Genomic DNA, 14302 nt, shown 5'->3' on the forward strand with positions numbered 1-14302 from the left:
CTGGTGCACGCCCGACAATCCCGCCGCTACACCCTGGTGCTGCGGCACGAACTGCGCCTGTTGACCCGCGAGCGCGCCCTGTGGCTGTGTGGACTGCTGTTCCTGCTGCTGGTGGCCTATGCCGTCTTCAACGGCCTGTGGCAGACCTCGCTGCGCGACGACGCCCAGGCCGCGCTGGTGCGCGCCGATGCGCAGGCCCGCGCCGGCCAGCTGGCGCAGCTGAACCGCATCATGGATGGCCGCGAAACGCCCACGCCATTCGGCAACCCGGCCAGCCCCGCCAACATGGGCGGCGGCCTGGGCGCGCACTACGCCGTCATGCCCAGCGTGGCCCTGGCGCCGGTGGCGTTGGGCCAGACCGATCTGTTTCCGTCGCAATTCAAGGTGACCTACCAAAGCAAGGTCAACTTCATCCACAACAACGACATCGAAAACCCCTGGCACCTGCTCAGCGGGCATTTCGACCTGGCATTCGTGGTGGTCTACCTGCTACCGCTGCTGATCTTTGCGCTGAGCTACAACCTGCTGTCGGGCGAGAAAGAAGACGGTACCTTGCGGCTGCTGTTGTCCCAACCCCTGGCGCTGCTGACGCTGATCGCCGGCAAGATCTCGCTGCGCGCCGCCGTGCTGCTGGGGGCCGCGGTGCTGCTGCCCATGGCAGCCCTGCTGCTGGTGCGCCCCCAGGCCCTGCACGCGGCCGGCACGACACTGTGGTGGGCGCTGCTGGTAGGCGCTTACGCGCTGTTCTGGTTTGCCGCGGTGGTAGCCGTCAATGCCTTCGGCAAATCGTCGGCGGCCAATGCCATGATCCTGATGGTGGGGTGGGTGCTGCTGGTGCTGGTGGCGCCGGTGCTGCTGAACCTGGCCGCCGCCTTCGCCAGCCCCGCGCCGTCACGCGCCGAACTGGCCACCCGCACCCGAGTCGCCACCGCACTGGCCATGCGCGACAACGCCGCACTGCTGTCCACCGACTACCAGCACATGGACAAGCCCGACGTGCTGATCCCCCACGACGGCCGCCTGGAGATCACCGGCCGGCCCATGGGCCAGGCCCGCGTCGAGCGCCAGGTGGACGAAGCCATGCAGCCCGAGCTGAACCGCTTCGACGCCCAGTTGGCCCGCCAGCAGGCGCTGGTGGCGCGCTACAGCGTGCTGTCGCCCGCGGCCGTGGCCTACGAGGGCATCACCGCCCTCGCCGGCACCGGCCAGCGCCGCCATGCCCATTTCATGAAACAGATCGACGCCTACCACCAGGCCTGGAAGGACTTTTTCCTGCCCCGCATCGAAGCCGGCCGCGCCATCGCACCCGAAGACTTCGCGGCCATGCCTGTGTTTCGCTGGCAGGAAGAAGACCCCGGCATCGTGCGCGCCCAGGCCTTGCGGGCGCTGCTGCAATTGCTGGCGCCCACGGTGCTGCTACTGGCCCTGGCCGGCTGGCGCTTGCGCCGCTACCGGGTCGTCTAGCGCCGGCCACCGCCCAAGACACGCTGTACCCCCTTCAAGCCCAACGGGAAAGAGTCATGAGGAAAGTCGTATCCACCGCCGCCTTCGCGGCGTGCGCCGCCGTGCCCGGCGTCCAGGCACAGGAACCCGAGCTGCCCGCCATCCGCGTGGAAGCCGCCAGCGAGGCCGACGGCCTGCGGCTGGATTCGCGCAGCAGCACCGCGTCGCGCCTGGGCCTGACCCTGCGCGAAACGCCCGCATCCGTCGAAATCCTGTCGCAGCAGACGCTGCGCGAGCGCGGCGCCAGCACGCTCAGCGATGCCCTGCGCGGCGCCACGGGCCTGGCCGGCGGCGGCCCGCCGTCCTCGCCCACCACGCTGTCTTCGCGCGGCTTCACCGACATCCTGTACCTGTACGACGGCCTGCGCATGTCCGGCGCCGGTTCGACCAACCGGGTCGAAGACACCTGGAACTACGAACGCATCGAAGTCCTGAAAGGCCCCGCGTCGGTCTTGCAGGGCGACAGCGCCATCGGCGGCATCGTCAACTTCCAGACCAAGCGCCCCGACCGCGACAACCCCAGCCGCGAGGCCATGTTCTCGTATGGCAGCTACGGCAGCACGCGCACCGGCATCGGCCTGGGCGACAACTTCGGCGAGACCGGCGCCTATCGCATCGACTACAGCCACAACGACTCGCGCGTCGGCACTATCGACCGCAACAGCAACAAACTGGACCACCTGACCACCGGCATCGCGTTCGACGTGGCGCCCGCCACCCGCCTGGACCTGTCGTTCGACTACTCGCGCGACACCGGCCATGCCTACTGGGGCACGCCGCTGGTGCCGCGCAGCGTCGCCCGCGATCCGACCGGCGTGGTCAGCACGCCCGACGGCCGCGTGCTGGACCGCAGCCTGGCCCGCAACAACTACAACGTGCTGGACGACCGCAACGAAGCCGAAGCCTACTGGCTGCGCGCCCGCGTGACCCACACGCTGACGCCCGCCTGGACCCTACGCAACGAATTTGCGATGAACAAGGTCGACCGCCTGTGGAAAAACTCGGAATCCGCCACCTACAGCGCCCCCGGCTTCGTCGATCGCGACCAGACCATCATCACGCACCACCAGCGTTACCTGATCGACCGCTTCGACGCCACCCACAGCGGCACGATTGCCGGGCTGTCGAATAAATTCGTGGTGGGCGGCGAACTCAGCAAGACCAGCCTGGACAGCGAACGGCGCTTCTCCAACCGCAGCGCGTCCACCGCCGATGCGCTGCGCGTGTCGCTGCGCAATCCTGCCGTCGGCTACTTCAACGACGATCCGGCGCTGATGAGCGGCCCCGGCAACCGCACCGACTTCACCACCGACGTGCGCGGCGCGGCGTTCTTCCTGGAAGACTCGCTCAAGCTTGCCGAGCCCTGGACGGTGGTGGCTGGCTACCGCTACGACCGCATCCGCGTCGATCGCAGCGTGACGGACCTGAACGTCGGCAGCCGCAGCGAATTCGGCACGCGTTATTCCGCCAACTCGGCGCGCCTGGGCACCGTCTTTGACCTGACGCCGTCGTCGTCGGTGTATGCCCAGTACACAAACGCCACCATTCCGGTGGGGTCTCTGTTCCTGCTATCGCAGGCCAACGCCTCGTATCCGCTGGCCAAGGGCGAACAATGGGAAGCCGGCTTCAAGCAGACGCTGGAAAACGTCGAATGGACCGCGGCGGTCTATCACATCAAGCTGGAAAACGTGCTGTCGCGCGACCAGAACGATGCGCGCCTGACGGTCAACAACGGCCGGCAATCGTCGCGCGGCGTGGAACTGTCGGCCGACTGGCGCGTCACGCCCCAGTTCACGCTGTCGGGCAACGTCGCGGTGCTGAACGCGCGCTTCGATTCCCTGACCGAGGCCGATGGCGCTTCACGCGTGGGCAACACCCCGCCCAACGTGCCCGAGCGGGTGGCCAACCTGTACGCCAACTACCGGATGGCAGACCTGCCGATGAACCTCTTCGTGGGCCTGAACCACACCGGCAAGATCTACACCGACAACGCCAACCAGATCCGCATCAACAGCCACACGACGGTCGATGCGGCGATCAGCTACCGCATCCGGCCCGCTCTCTTGACCTTCCGGGTGCGCAACCTGACGGACCGGCTGTATGCCTATTACGGCGGCCGGGCCACCAGCCAGGTGCTGCTGGCGCCGGGCCGCACCTATGAGCTGGGGGCTACGTTCGAGTTCTGACCGATCAGCAGCCTTGCACCGCCAGCCTGCGGCGCTGGTTGGCGGCGCGCTGCACCAGCACCAGGGCCAGGCCGGCCGTGGCGATGACCGCACCGGCGATCGGCACGGCCGCATAGCCCAGGCCCGCCGAGATCACCGCGCCGCCGGCAGCCGCGCCCACCGCGTTGCCCAGGTTGAAGGCGCCCACGTTCACCGACGAGGCCAGGCCCGGCGCATCCGTCGCGGCGCGCATCACGCCCATCTGCAACGGCGGCACCACCGCGAACGTCGCCACGCCGAAGATCAGCAGCGAAATCGCCGCGCCGACCGACGTCTGGCCGATCCACGGAAACGCCAGCAGATCGATGATGACGATCACCAGGAACGTGATCAGCGTGCCGTCCAGTGAACGGTCGGCCATGCGGCCGCCCAGGCCGTTGCCCAGCGTGAAGCCCAGGCCGATCAGCACCAGCATCCCGGTAATGAAGGCGGGCGATGCGCCGGTGATGTCCGCCAGCGTCGGCGCAATATACGTGTACAGCGTGAACATGGCGCCCGCGCCCAGCACCGTGGTCAGCAGCGCCAGCAACACGACCGGGCTCTTCAGCACGGCCAGCTCATGGCGCACATTCGGGCGGCGGCCCGCTTCACCCGAAGGCAGCGCGAACCATAGCGACAGCATGGCAACCAGGCCCAGCACGGCGGTCGCGGCAAACGACATGCGCCAGCCGATCACCTGGCCCAGCCACGTCGCGGCGGGCACCCCGCCCACGTTGGCAATCGTCAGCCCCATGAACATGGTCGCCACCGCGCTCGCCTGCTTGTGGCGCGGCACCACGCTGGCCGCCACCAACGAGCCCAGGCCGAAGAACGCGCCATGGTTCAGGCTGGTGACCAGGCGCGCGAGCAGCAGCGTCGTGTAATTGGGCGACAGCGCAGACAGGATGTTGCCGAGGGTGAAGATCGCCATCAGCAGGATCAGCGCCTTGCGCCGCGACCAGCGCGAAAACGCCAGCGTCATCAGTGGCGCGCCCACCATCACGCCGATGGCGTAGGCGCTGATCAGCATGCCGGCGCTGGGAATCGACACTCCCACGCCGTCGGCAATCACGGGCAGCAGGCCCATGGGGGAAAATTCGGTCACGCCGATGCCGAAGGCGCCGACGGCCAGCGCCAGCAACGGCAAGCCGGCTTTCACCGGCGGGGATTCATGGGTAGACATGCGGGTTCCTTGGATGGATTGCGCCGACCGGACGGTTCAGGGGCGATCCAGCGGAGCCAGTCGGCACCTAGGGAAAACCCGATCGGAAGACAGGCGCCCAGTATGCCGGGGATACCCTTGCGGAAAAAGCGACTAAACGGGGAAACACTTTTGACCTGGAGTCATGAATGGCGGGGTCCCGCGTGTCGCCCGCTTATCGCCGCCCGACGCGCTTGGGCCGAATCACCACCTCCAGGGCCATCAGATCCAGCACGTGCAGCACTTTCTGCAATTGCAGGGTGGGCTTGCCCCGCTCCAGATCCACGACGAAGCGATTGCCGGTACCCGCCAAGCCCGCCAGGTCCGTCTGCAGCAAGCCCTGCTCGCGCCGCATGCTTCTCACCAGCTCGCCCAAATCGGCAGCAGTCCGGATAGTGGCAAGAACATCGCTGGGTGGGGACTGCGTCGACATGGGCGGCTCCAAAATTACCGTTCGGTAATTTTATTGCCATTTGGGGGCAGAAACCCATGAAAAATTCCCGATCGGGAATATTCGCGACAAAACCTCCTCCAAAGGCGCGAACCACGATTCACCCGTGCTGATACCGCCACTCCTGCGTCACGCCCCCATACCCGTAGGCCGTTGGCCGGCAGTCCGCGACGTGGATACTTGAATGCGGGTGCACGTTGCCCAATAAGCCGGCCAGCAGTTCATAGGCTGCCTTGTGATAGTCCGCCTTTTCACCGCGGGTATTGGTTTCGCCCGTGATCGTGACCTCAAGCTGGAACGAGTTTCTGCCCTCTTCGGCCAGCGACCGTCCTGCCACGAACCATTGATCGGCCGGCACGTACTGCACGATGACGCGGGTACGCGAGCGCTCTTTCTTCAGCACGTCGCAGGTGAGTTGGGTCAGTTGTTCTGCCAGTTGACGGGTAAGCGCCGCGTTGGGGTGGCCAGACACGATGACATTGATACCAGGCATGTTTGCTCCTTGTTGAACCGTGAGCCGCCAGTGTCGGATGCCTCTTGTTCACGGAAAAGCGGGAAGTTATGCTGACATCTATCGGAAAAACAGGCAGATAGATGTCACGCCTTCTGGATCTGGAGCTTCTCAACACCCTGGTGGTGGTCGCCGATGCGGGCAGCCTGTCGGCCGCGGCGCCCCGGCTGTACCGGTCCCAATCGGCGATCAGCGACCAGGTGCGCAAGCTGGAACAGCTATGCGGCGTCTCGCTGCTGGTGCGCGCCAAGACGGGAACCCGCCTGACCCCGGCGGGCGAGCGGCTGGTGGCGCATGCGCAAAAGCTGCTGTCGCTCAGCGACGCGGCCTGGCGCGACATGCAGGGCGCCCAATTGACGGGCGACCTGCGCCTGGCCATCACGGATTACTTCCGGCCGCACGCTTTGCCGATCATCATCCGGCACATCCGCGAACAGTTTCCGCAGTTGCGCCTGCATGTCGGCATCCGCAAGAGCGCCTGGATCGAGCAGGAGGCCAATGCCGCCAGTTTCGATATCGGCGTTTCGATGACGATTCTGCACAACGGCCATTCGCCGCACGACGCCTCACCGGAACGCATCAAACTGCGCCGCGAACCCCTGCACTGGATCGCCGACCAGTCGTTCGCCTTGCCGCCCGCCGGCCAGAAGCTGGGCCTGATCGTGTTGCCGGACACCTGTTCGCTGCAACGGTTTGCCGTGCACACCCTGGACGCGGCCGGCGTTGCCTACAGCATCGAGCACACGGCGTCCGACATCGGCGGCCTGCACCTGGCGCTGGCAGCGGGATTGGGAATCGCCTGCCTGAATGCCTCCGCGGTTCCCTCTACCGCGATGGCCGTGGAAGGCGACCCCCGGCTGCCCGCGCTGCCGGATGTCGAGTTCAGCCTGGCGCCGCCGCGCAGGCAAGAGCCGGCTTTCATCTCCGACGTCAGGGACATGCTCGCCGCGCATCTGCGCTGAACAAGCGCATGGCGTCCACAGCAATAAAAAATGGCGCCCGGACTCGGGCGCCATTTCCGGGCAGACTGCCGCTTACTTCAGCAGCAACGCATTCAACCGCTTCACGAACGCCGCCGGGTCGGCGATCTGGGCGCCTTCGGCCAACAGTGCCTGGTCGAGCAGCAGGCGGGCCCACTGGTCGAACTCGCCGTCGTCAGCCGCGCGGATGCGGGCCAGCAGCGGGTGTTCAGGGTTGATTTCCAGCACCGGCTTCACGTTGGGCGCTTCCTGGCCGGCGGCCTTGAGCATGCGCAGCAGGTGCGGGCTGAGTTCGTTCTGGCCCACCACCACGCACGCCGGCGAATCCACCAGGCGCAGCGTCACGCGCACTTCCTTGACCTGGTCTTCCAGCGTCTTTTGCAGGCGCTCGACCAGCGGCTTGAAGTCTTCGGCGACTTCGGCCTGGTGCTTCTTTTCTTCTTCGTCGGCCAGTTCGGCCAGGTCCAGGCCGCCCTTGGCCACCGACACCAGCGACTTGCCGTCGAATTCGCGCAGGTACGACAGCATCCATTCGTCGACGCGGTCGGACAACAGCAGCACTTCGATGCCCTTCTTGCGGAAGATTTCCAGGTGCGGGCTGTTGCTGGCCGCGGCGAACGTGTCCGCCGTGACGTAGTAGATCTTGTCCTGGCCTTCCTTCATGCGCGCCACGTAGTCGGCGAACGACACGGTCTGCGCCTGGTCACCACTGTGGGTCGATGCAAAGCGCAGCAACTTGGCAATGCGTTCCAGGTTGGTATGGTCTTCGCCCGCGCCTTCTTTCAGCACCTGGCCGAATTCCGACCAGAACGTGGCGTAGTCTTCCGGCTTGTTCTCGGCCAGGTCTTCCAGCAGCGACAGGATGCGCTTGGCCGACCCTTCGCGAATGGCGCGCACGTCGCGGCTTTCCTGCAGGATTTCGCGCGACACGTTCAGCGGCAGATCCGCCGAATCGATCACCCCGCGCACAAAGCGCAGGTACGACGGCAGCAGCTGGTCGGCGTCATCCATGATGAACACGCGCTTGACGTACAGCTTCACGCCGCGGCGGCCGTCGCGGTCCCACAGGTCCATCGGTGCGTGCTTGGGCACGTACAGCAGCTGGGTGTATTCGCTGCGGCCTTCGACGCGGTTGTGCGTCCAGGCCAGGGGATCGTCGTAGTCGTGCGAGACGGTCTTGTAGAACTCGCGGTACTGATCTTCAGTCACGTCCGACTTGCTGCGGGCCCACAGCGCATTGGCCTGGTTCACCGTTTCCAGTTCGTCTTTCTTGACCTGCTCACCCTTCTCCGCGTCCCATTCTTCCTTGGCCATGCGGATCGGCAGCGAGATGTGGTCGGAATAGCGGCGCAGGATCTCGCGCAGCTTCCAGCCGTTGAGCAGTTCATCTTCGTCGGCGCGCAGGTGCAGCGTCACGTCGGTGCCGCGCGTGGCCTTTTCGGCGGCGGCAATCGTGAATTCGCCCTGGCCGTCGGATTCCCAGCGGATGGCGTCCGACGCACCGGCGCGGCGGCTGATCACCGTGACCTTGTCGGCCACGATGAACGACGAATAAAAGCCCACGCCGAACTGGCCGATCAATTGCGCGTCTTTCTGCTTGTCGCCGGTCAGTTGCGAGAAGAATTCACGAGTGCCGGAACGGGCGATGGTGCCCAGGTTGGCCACCGCCTCGTCGCGCGACAGGCCGATGCCGTTGTCGGAAATCGTGACCGTGCGCGCGTCCTTGTCGTAGCTGACCGTGATGGCCAGCTCGCTGTCGCCTTCGAGCAGCGCCGGCTGGTCGATGGCTTCGAAGCGCAGCTTGTCGCAGGCGTCAGAAGCGTTCGACACCAGCTCGCGCAGGAAGATTTCCTTGTTGCTGTACAGCGAATGGATCATCAGGTGCAGCAGTTGCTTCACCTCGGCCTGGAATCCCAGGGTTTCGGACGGGGACGACGCGGCGTTTTGGCTCATAGTTCTACGTGAAGGTCTAAGAAATTAGGGACAAAAGAATCGGATAACCGGGGCAACAGCCCGCGCGGTTTCCGGGAAACCCTACTGTGATGGGGGCCATCGGCAACATTTCAAGGCCGATCAGAAAATGCCCCAGGACTTGCGGTAGCGCGTCTTGGCTTCCAGTATTTCCTCGCCCTCGATCGCGGCCATTTTGCCGTCGCGGATCAGCTTGCGAATGTCGTCCGCCCGAATCTGCAGGGTCTGTTGCGAACGCACCAGAAAATCGGCCGCGGCAGGGTCCAGGATGCGGTACATGGGGCTGAAGACCAGCTGGGTCGCGCCCAGCTCGTCAAAATAATAAAGCGCATCGCCATGGCGCCAGACCGAACCGAAGCGGTGATATACGTCGCCCACTTTCTGCCATGGGCCGCCCGGCGCTGGCGTCATCCGGTAAATCAGAGTCGACCGCGATATCAGCCCGCCGCGGCTGCGGCCCTTGTACCAGGATTCCTTGCCCCGCAGAAACAGCACCTGGTTGCCATCCGTGAACACGTATGGCGACAGCGCGGTAAATGCCCCCGACGCAAACGGATCGTCGCCGGCCCGTTCGACTTGCCGGGTCTGGCTGTTATAGAAATAGATGCCGTCCTTGCCGGCGAACAAGGCCTGATTCACATGGCGGCCTTTATCGCTGAGCAAACGGTAAGGGGCATGCGCCGCATCGAAAGCCTGCGCGCCCACGTACATCATGCCGTCGCGCGGGTCGGACAGATACAGCTGGCGGTCCAGGCCCTCCAGCTGAAACGAATACAGCCTGGGATCATCCGACAGCGGCAGCAAGGTCTCGCGGAAATACACGTGGCGGCCATCGGCAAAGAACTGGTCGCCCGGCCGCGATTCGCCGTCCTGAATCGCCGCGACCCGCCGCAACGCCTGCGGGTTGGCCTGCGGCATCTCCATGCCCTCGTAGAACACCCGTGCGCCGTCGGTGGCAAGTTCCCGGTCCAGCAACGGCCGATAGGGCTGCGCGCTGGCCGGCAAGGCCCGGAAGGGATACAGATAGGTTTGCGGCTTGGGGCCCCGATCCATCCTGTACAGAATCTTCTGCCAGACCTCGGGCAAGGCATCCAGCTCGGCATTCAACACGGAATAGAACGCGCAAAAATACGTCATCGACCCGTCGCTGAAATAGCTGTTGCCCAGATACCGCGTCGAAGCGGGTTGCAGGTCAGGCAGGATCCGATTGCCGCAATACACATGGCGGCGGTCCCGACCCGCCTGCCGGCCATCGATAGACTTGGTATCGAACGCCTCGAAACTGGCCGTGTCTGCCTCGTCCATCCGGTAATAGCCATTGCTGGGCACCAGGGCATAGACGCCGCCCTGGTAACGCTTGTAGATACTGTTTCGATAGGACTCGCCGCGATCGACCGCCGAAAAATTGTCGCCGTCCATCACCATGATCAGCAACGCCAGCGGCAGGGTGGCGATAATCAACACCAGAACAATCACGATCCATTTAGAGCGTGTGCGCATTTATTTTTGGCTTCAAGCCCCTCGGCGACGTCGCGTAATCGGCAGGGAATTCTAGCAAGCGGGTATCTCGTGTATCGCCCCTCGCGGACCGCGCCGGGACGCATTGCCGCCTTCCCCGCTAAAATCCCGCACTTTCTCCCATCCCCCCACCTTGCCGGCCCCTCCGCCATGCAACCCGCCTCCCTGACCCAACCCGCCTCCCACGGCGCCGCCGACGACGCCGAGCCCAGCCACGACCTGGTCTACGGCCCCGACGACCGCCCCGCCGCCCCCGTCGCTTTCGTCGCCGCCTTGCAGCACCTTCTGGCCATCCTGGTGCCCATCGTCACCCCCGGCCTGCTCATCTGCCAGGCGCTGGGCGTCAGCAGCCGCGACACCACCCTGATCGTGTCCATGTCGCTGGTCATCTCCGGCATCGCCACATTCGTCCAGTGCAAACGCTTCGGCCCCCTGGGCGCCGGCCTGCTCATCGTGCAGGGCACCAGCTTCAACTTCGTCGGCCCGCTGATCGCCGGCGGCTCGGTCATGGTCAAGCAAGGCACCCCGGTCGAAGCCGTCATGGCCGCGATCTTCGGCGTCGTCATTGCCGGGTCCTTCGTGGAAATGGGCATCAGCCGCATCCTGCCCTTCGTCAAACGCCTGATCACCCCGCTGGTCACCGGCATCGTCGTGCTGCTGATCGGCCTGACCCTCATCAAGGTCGGCCTCATCAGCATGGGCGGCGGCTTCGGCGCCATGGCCAGCGGCACCTTCGCCAGCGCCGAGAACCTGACGCTGTCCGGCCTGGTGCTGGGCACCATCATCCTGCTGAACCGCGTGCCGGTCGTCTGGATCCGCAGCACCGCCCTGGTCCTGGCCCTGGCCGTGGGCTACATCGCCGCCGCCTACATGGGCCGCCTGGACTTCACCGGCGCCCGCGAAGCCGCGCTGTTCCAGGTCCCCATGCCCCTGCACTTCGGCCTGGGCTTCTCGTGGGCCCTGTTCGTGCCCATGCTGATCATCTACCTGGTCACGTCCCTGGAAGCCATCGGCGACGTCACCGCCACCAGCAAGGTGTCCAAGCAGCCCGTCGAAGGCCCGCTGTGGATGCAGCGCATCAAGGGCGGCGTGCTGGTCAACGGCGCCAACTCGCTGCTGGCAGGGGTTTTCAACACCTTTCCCAGCTCGGTCTTCGCGCAGAACAACGGCGTCATCCAGCTGACCGGCATCGCCAGCCGCCACGTCGGCGTGTGGATCGCCGGCATGCTGATCCTGCTGGGCCTGTTCCCGTCGGTGGCGGGCGTGCTGCAAGCCGTGCCCGAACCGGTCCTGGGCGGCGCCGCCATGGTCATGTTCGGCGCGGTGGCCGCATCGGGTATCAACATCCTGGCCGGCATCCACCTGGACCGCCGCGCCCTGCTGATCATTGCCGTGTCCCTGGCCCTGGGCCTGGGCGTGTCGCAAGTGCCGGAAATCCTGTCGCACCTGCCGCATGCCGTCAAAAGCGTGCTGGAATCCGGCGTCGCCACCGGCGGCATCTGCGCGCTGGTGATGAACTGGTTCCTGCCTGAGAAGAAGTAAGCGGTGGCGGGCCGGGCCTTGCGCGGCGCTATTGCGCGCGAGGCCCGGCCGGCCTGCCTTGTCAGGCGCCGGCCCGTCGCCTGACAATTTTTTCCAGACCGCATATAATCGCGGTCTTCGCTTCTCCCGCAGCCGTCCTCAAGTAGCACCGGACGCGTTCGCGACCCCCTTGCCCGGGTGGTGAAATTGGTAGACGCAGGGGACTCAAAATCCCCCGCCGCAAGGCGTGCCGGTTCGATTCCGGCCCCGGGCACCATCAAAATTCTTTCCACCATTGCCATACGGACGTATTCGGCAAGTGGAGTACCACTCATGAATGCAGCAAGCCCCGATTTGATAGAGGTGGCCCGTAGCTACGCGGAATTCCGTGCCATTGCTGGCGTAGGAGCGGTCCGCAGTGAGGCGGACTACAGCCGCACATTGGCAATGGTCGAGGCGATTCTGGACGAAACGCGCAACCAGCCAGCACGGGAAGATGCAACACATCCTCTGGCTGACTTGTTGGACCTGCTCTCGGCGAGCTTGCGCAGTTACGAAGCCGACCACTACCCGATCCCGGCACAGAAGTCGCACTAAGGCACGTCAAGGACAGTCCTGCACCCCCACCTGCGGCGCAGGACTGCCTTCCTCAATGCCGCCCCCACCTACCCTCGTAATACACCCAGTGCCCATGCCGCTGGCGCCATTCCGGGCCGTGGTACACGTACCCGCGCCGCGCCGGTAGCCACACGCCGCCGACCCAGGCGTGGCGTCCGCCGACCCATTCCCAATGGCCGGGCGCCCAGACGTAACCCACGCGGGGAGGCGGCACGACCTCGACCCGGGGTGGCGGCGGCGCCACGTCGATGCTGATGGCCACGCCGGCCTGCGCGACGCCCGGCACGCTCAGCGCCCCCAAGGACAACACCACCGCGGCGCCCGCGGTCATCGCGGCTTTGATGAGGCTTTTCATAACGGTTTCTCCCTTGCAATCGCCGCGCTCGACGATGCGAGCGCGGTGAGGCTAGTGTGCGCGGCGGGAATTATCGAAACGGTTACGCGGCGGGGGCTGGTGGTTTCAGGCGGTTTCGCACTTAACGTCGACAGCAGGTCGATGCCCAGTCTATCCGCCAAATTCGGCTGCACTGATAGGGCTCGCGTCAGCAAATCCTCCCGCCTTTCGCGTCACTGCATATGAAACGGTGGAAAACAGCAACTTGTTTGGATCCTGCGGAGAAGGCATTTCCTGCAGTTGAAATCGGTTCGATCGGTAGAACTTGCCAGAGCCAAGGTCTCGAAATGCCAAAGAATACGAACCCGGTGCAATGTTGACAATGGTGAAGCGCTGTCCGGCCGGTACATAGACGTAACGACTCGCAGTACCGTCCGATTTCTTTTCATTGAACAGTTTCAAGAACAGTGCGGTTCGCGAAGTCGAATTGTCTACCGTCACTAGCGAGCCCCCGAAATCTGTCGAGGGGTAGCCGTCGACATAACCGGCATTGCTGGGCCATGGTTGGCCATTTGGCGCAGCTGACACCGTCGTAACCACGCGCGCTGTCTCTATCGGGGCTGCATTTTCCCGGACAGGCGCAGCAGGCGTCGCAACGGGACGCCCCCGACTGGCCGGGGTCGCCGATGACGACTGTGCCTGCACCTCGGAACGCACTGGGGCGGCAAACTGCCAACCGGCATGGATCGGCATCAGCATTACCGCCGACGCCAAGACAAACGCGCCCAAAAGCACCCGATCCATTCCATTCATTCTTTGCGCGGATCCGCTCTCACTCCACCGCCTGCCAGCTGCGCGGGCGCGCGCATCAACAGCAGGCCCCTCGGCTGCCCGACGTTGTTCCGCATTAGCCTGAGCCCGAGCCACGTCATCCGCACGGGCCTGTGCTTCTGCGCGAGCCTGCGCTTGAGCTTGCGCGCGAGATTGGGCATTTGCACGCGCCTGGGCTTCGGTCCTCGCTCGATCATGACTTTCAAGTTCACGGTCGTAGCGGTCCTTCTTATTTTCTGATCGCAAGACATCGTAGGCAGCATTTATCTGCGCCATGATGCGCTGGTCATCAAGGTTGCCGTTGGATCTATCAGGGTGATACTTCTGCGCAAGCACCTTGTACGCCGCGCGAATCACTTCAGCCGGCGCGGTTCTAGCAACGTTCAGCGTGTCGTAGTGTGTTTTCATGGACACAATCGTTTGAGTTTGTTTAGCGCAGCGGGCCTACAGCCAACGCTAAGCACCATTCTTGTCAGTCCAATCACTAACCAGGCCATTGCGCAAGGTAATGCGATGCCGATAGCGGTTTTTACCGGTCTTTCCATACCTTAACTGGCTACCGTCGCTCGACTTGCTGTGGGGCGCCCCTAACGAATCCCGAATCATTTGTTCGGTCGCTCCACGCCATATGGCGCCTCGCATGATGTTCGCGACGACAC

The 14302-nt window shown here is 64.7% G+C and carries 12 protein-coding genes and 1 tRNA gene; 6 read left to right on the forward strand and 7 right to left on the reverse strand.

The window, feature by feature from the left end:
* The first annotated feature begins 3 nt into the window (after window positions 1–3).
* Window positions 4–1464, forward strand: coding sequence for an ABC transporter permease subunit (locus tag HV798_RS05320; RefSeq protein ID WP_175191759.1), 1461 nt, complete (start codon window positions 4–6; stop codon window positions 1462–1464).
* A gap of 56 nt (window positions 1465–1520) precedes the next feature.
* Window positions 1521–3689: a TonB-dependent receptor gene (locus HV798_RS05325; protein ID WP_175191758.1), complete on the forward strand. Its 2169-nt coding sequence runs from the start codon at window positions 1521–1523 to the stop codon at window positions 3687–3689.
* Window positions 3690–3693: 4 nt separating this feature from the next.
* Here HV798_RS05325 and HV798_RS05330 read toward each other — a convergent pair whose 3' ends face one another.
* The 3 genes from HV798_RS05330 to HV798_RS05340 form a co-directional block, all read right to left on the reverse strand.
* Window positions 3694–4890, reverse strand: a complete 1197-nt coding sequence (locus HV798_RS05330) for an MFS transporter (protein ID WP_175191757.1) — start codon at window positions 4888–4890, stop codon at window positions 3694–3696.
* 193 nt (window positions 4891–5083) lie between these two features.
* Window positions 5084–5341 carry a type II toxin-antitoxin system Y4mF family antitoxin gene (locus HV798_RS05335; protein WP_175191756.1) on the reverse strand — a complete coding sequence of 86 codons (258 nt, stop codon included), beginning with the start codon at window positions 5339–5341 and terminating at the stop codon, window positions 5084–5086.
* 118 nt (window positions 5342–5459) lie between these two features.
* Window positions 5460–5852, reverse strand: a complete 393-nt coding sequence (locus tag HV798_RS05340) for a tautomerase family protein (protein WP_175191755.1) — start codon at window positions 5850–5852, stop codon at window positions 5460–5462.
* 101 nt (window positions 5853–5953) lie between these two features.
* On the opposite strand from HV798_RS05340, the gene HV798_RS05345 reads away from it, so the two are divergent.
* The gene (locus HV798_RS05345) at window positions 5954–6832 is read left to right on the forward strand and encodes a LysR family transcriptional regulator (RefSeq protein WP_175191754.1); all 879 of its coding nucleotides are present in this window, start codon (window positions 5954–5956) and stop codon (window positions 6830–6832) included.
* Between the two features lie 72 nt (window positions 6833–6904).
* Here the strand turns inward: HV798_RS05345 and htpG are convergent, their stop codons facing one another.
* Both htpG and HV798_RS05355 read right to left on the reverse strand, forming a co-directional pair.
* Window positions 6905–8803: a molecular chaperone HtpG gene (gene htpG, locus HV798_RS05350; protein ID WP_175191753.1), complete on the reverse strand. Its 1899-nt coding sequence runs from the start codon at window positions 8801–8803 to the stop codon at window positions 6905–6907.
* Window positions 8804–8923: 120 nt separating this feature from the next.
* Window positions 8924–10321, reverse strand: coding sequence for a DKNYY domain-containing protein (locus tag HV798_RS05355; RefSeq protein ID WP_175191752.1), 1398 nt, complete (start codon window positions 10319–10321; stop codon window positions 8924–8926).
* Window positions 10322–10489: 168 nt separating this feature from the next.
* Here HV798_RS05355 and HV798_RS05360 point away from each other — a divergent pair, with 168 nt between their 5' ends.
* The 3 genes from HV798_RS05360 to HV798_RS05370 all read left to right on the forward strand — a co-directional run bounded on the left by HV798_RS05360 (window position 10490) and on the right by HV798_RS05370 (window position 12457).
* Window positions 10490–11881, forward strand: a complete 1392-nt coding sequence (locus tag HV798_RS05360; RefSeq protein ID WP_175191751.1) for a nucleobase:cation symporter-2 family protein — start codon at window positions 10490–10492, stop codon at window positions 11879–11881.
* A 171-nt stretch (window positions 11882–12052) separates the two neighbouring features.
* Window positions 12053–12137, forward strand: a tRNA-Leu gene (locus HV798_RS05365).
* Between the two features lie 56 nt (window positions 12138–12193).
* On the forward strand, window positions 12194–12457 hold the full coding sequence (locus HV798_RS05370) for a hypothetical protein (protein WP_025138195.1): 264 nt from the start codon (window positions 12194–12196) through the stop codon (window positions 12455–12457).
* Window positions 12458–12509: 52 nt separating this feature from the next.
* Here HV798_RS05370 and HV798_RS05375 read toward each other — a convergent pair whose 3' ends face one another.
* Together HV798_RS05375 and HV798_RS05380 are read right to left on the reverse strand one after the other, a co-directional pair.
* Window positions 12510–12833 (reverse strand): YXWGXW repeat-containing protein, encoded by a 324-nt coding sequence (locus tag HV798_RS05375; RefSeq protein ID WP_175191750.1) that lies wholly within the window; start codon window positions 12831–12833, stop codon window positions 12510–12512.
* A gap of 150 nt (window positions 12834–12983) precedes the next feature.
* Window positions 12984–14051, reverse strand: coding sequence for a J domain-containing protein (locus HV798_RS05380; protein WP_175191749.1), 1068 nt, complete (start codon window positions 14049–14051; stop codon window positions 12984–12986).
* Window positions 14052–14302: the final 251 nt, after the last annotated feature.

This window comes from Achromobacter deleyi, assembly GCF_902859705.1.
Lineage (GTDB): Bacteria > Pseudomonadota > Gammaproteobacteria > Burkholderiales > Burkholderiaceae_B > Achromobacter > Achromobacter deleyi.

What these genes read in the sequence shown, in the direction of transcription:
- HV798_RS05360 (WP_175191751.1), top strand. Translation starts at nt 10,490, where the DNA reads ATGCAACCCGCCTCCCTGACCCAACCCGCCTCCCACGGCGCCGCCGAC.
- HV798_RS05325 (WP_175191758.1), top strand. Translation starts at nt 1,521, where the DNA reads ATGAGGAAAGTCGTATCCACCGCCGCCTTCGCGGCGTGCGCCGCCGTG.
- HV798_RS05345 (WP_175191754.1), top strand. Translation starts at nt 5,954, where the DNA reads ATGTCACGCCTTCTGGATCTGGAGCTTCTCAACACCCTGGTGGTGGTC.
- htpG (WP_175191753.1), bottom strand. Translation starts at nt 8,803, where the DNA reads ATGAGCCAAAACGCCGCGTCGTCCCCGTCCGAAACCCTGGGATTCCAG.
- HV798_RS05375 (WP_175191750.1), bottom strand. Translation starts at nt 12,833, where the DNA reads ATGAAAAGCCTCATCAAAGCCGCGATGACCGCGGGCGCCGCGGTGGTG.
- HV798_RS05380 (WP_175191749.1), bottom strand. Translation starts at nt 14,051, where the DNA reads ATGAAAACACACTACGACACGCTGAACGTTGCTAGAACCGCGCCGGCT.
- HV798_RS05370 (WP_025138195.1), top strand. Translation starts at nt 12,194, where the DNA reads ATGAATGCAGCAAGCCCCGATTTGATAGAGGTGGCCCGTAGCTACGCG.
- HV798_RS05335 (WP_175191756.1), bottom strand. Translation starts at nt 5,341, where the DNA reads ATGTCGACGCAGTCCCCACCCAGCGATGTTCTTGCCACTATCCGGACT.
- HV798_RS05355 (WP_175191752.1), bottom strand. Translation starts at nt 10,321, where the DNA reads ATGCGCACACGCTCTAAATGGATCGTGATTGTTCTGGTGTTGATTATC.
- HV798_RS05340 (WP_175191755.1), bottom strand. Translation starts at nt 5,852, where the DNA reads ATGCCTGGTATCAATGTCATCGTGTCTGGCCACCCCAACGCGGCGCTT.
- HV798_RS05330 (WP_175191757.1), bottom strand. Translation starts at nt 4,890, where the DNA reads ATGTCTACCCATGAATCCCCGCCGGTGAAAGCCGGCTTGCCGTTGCTG.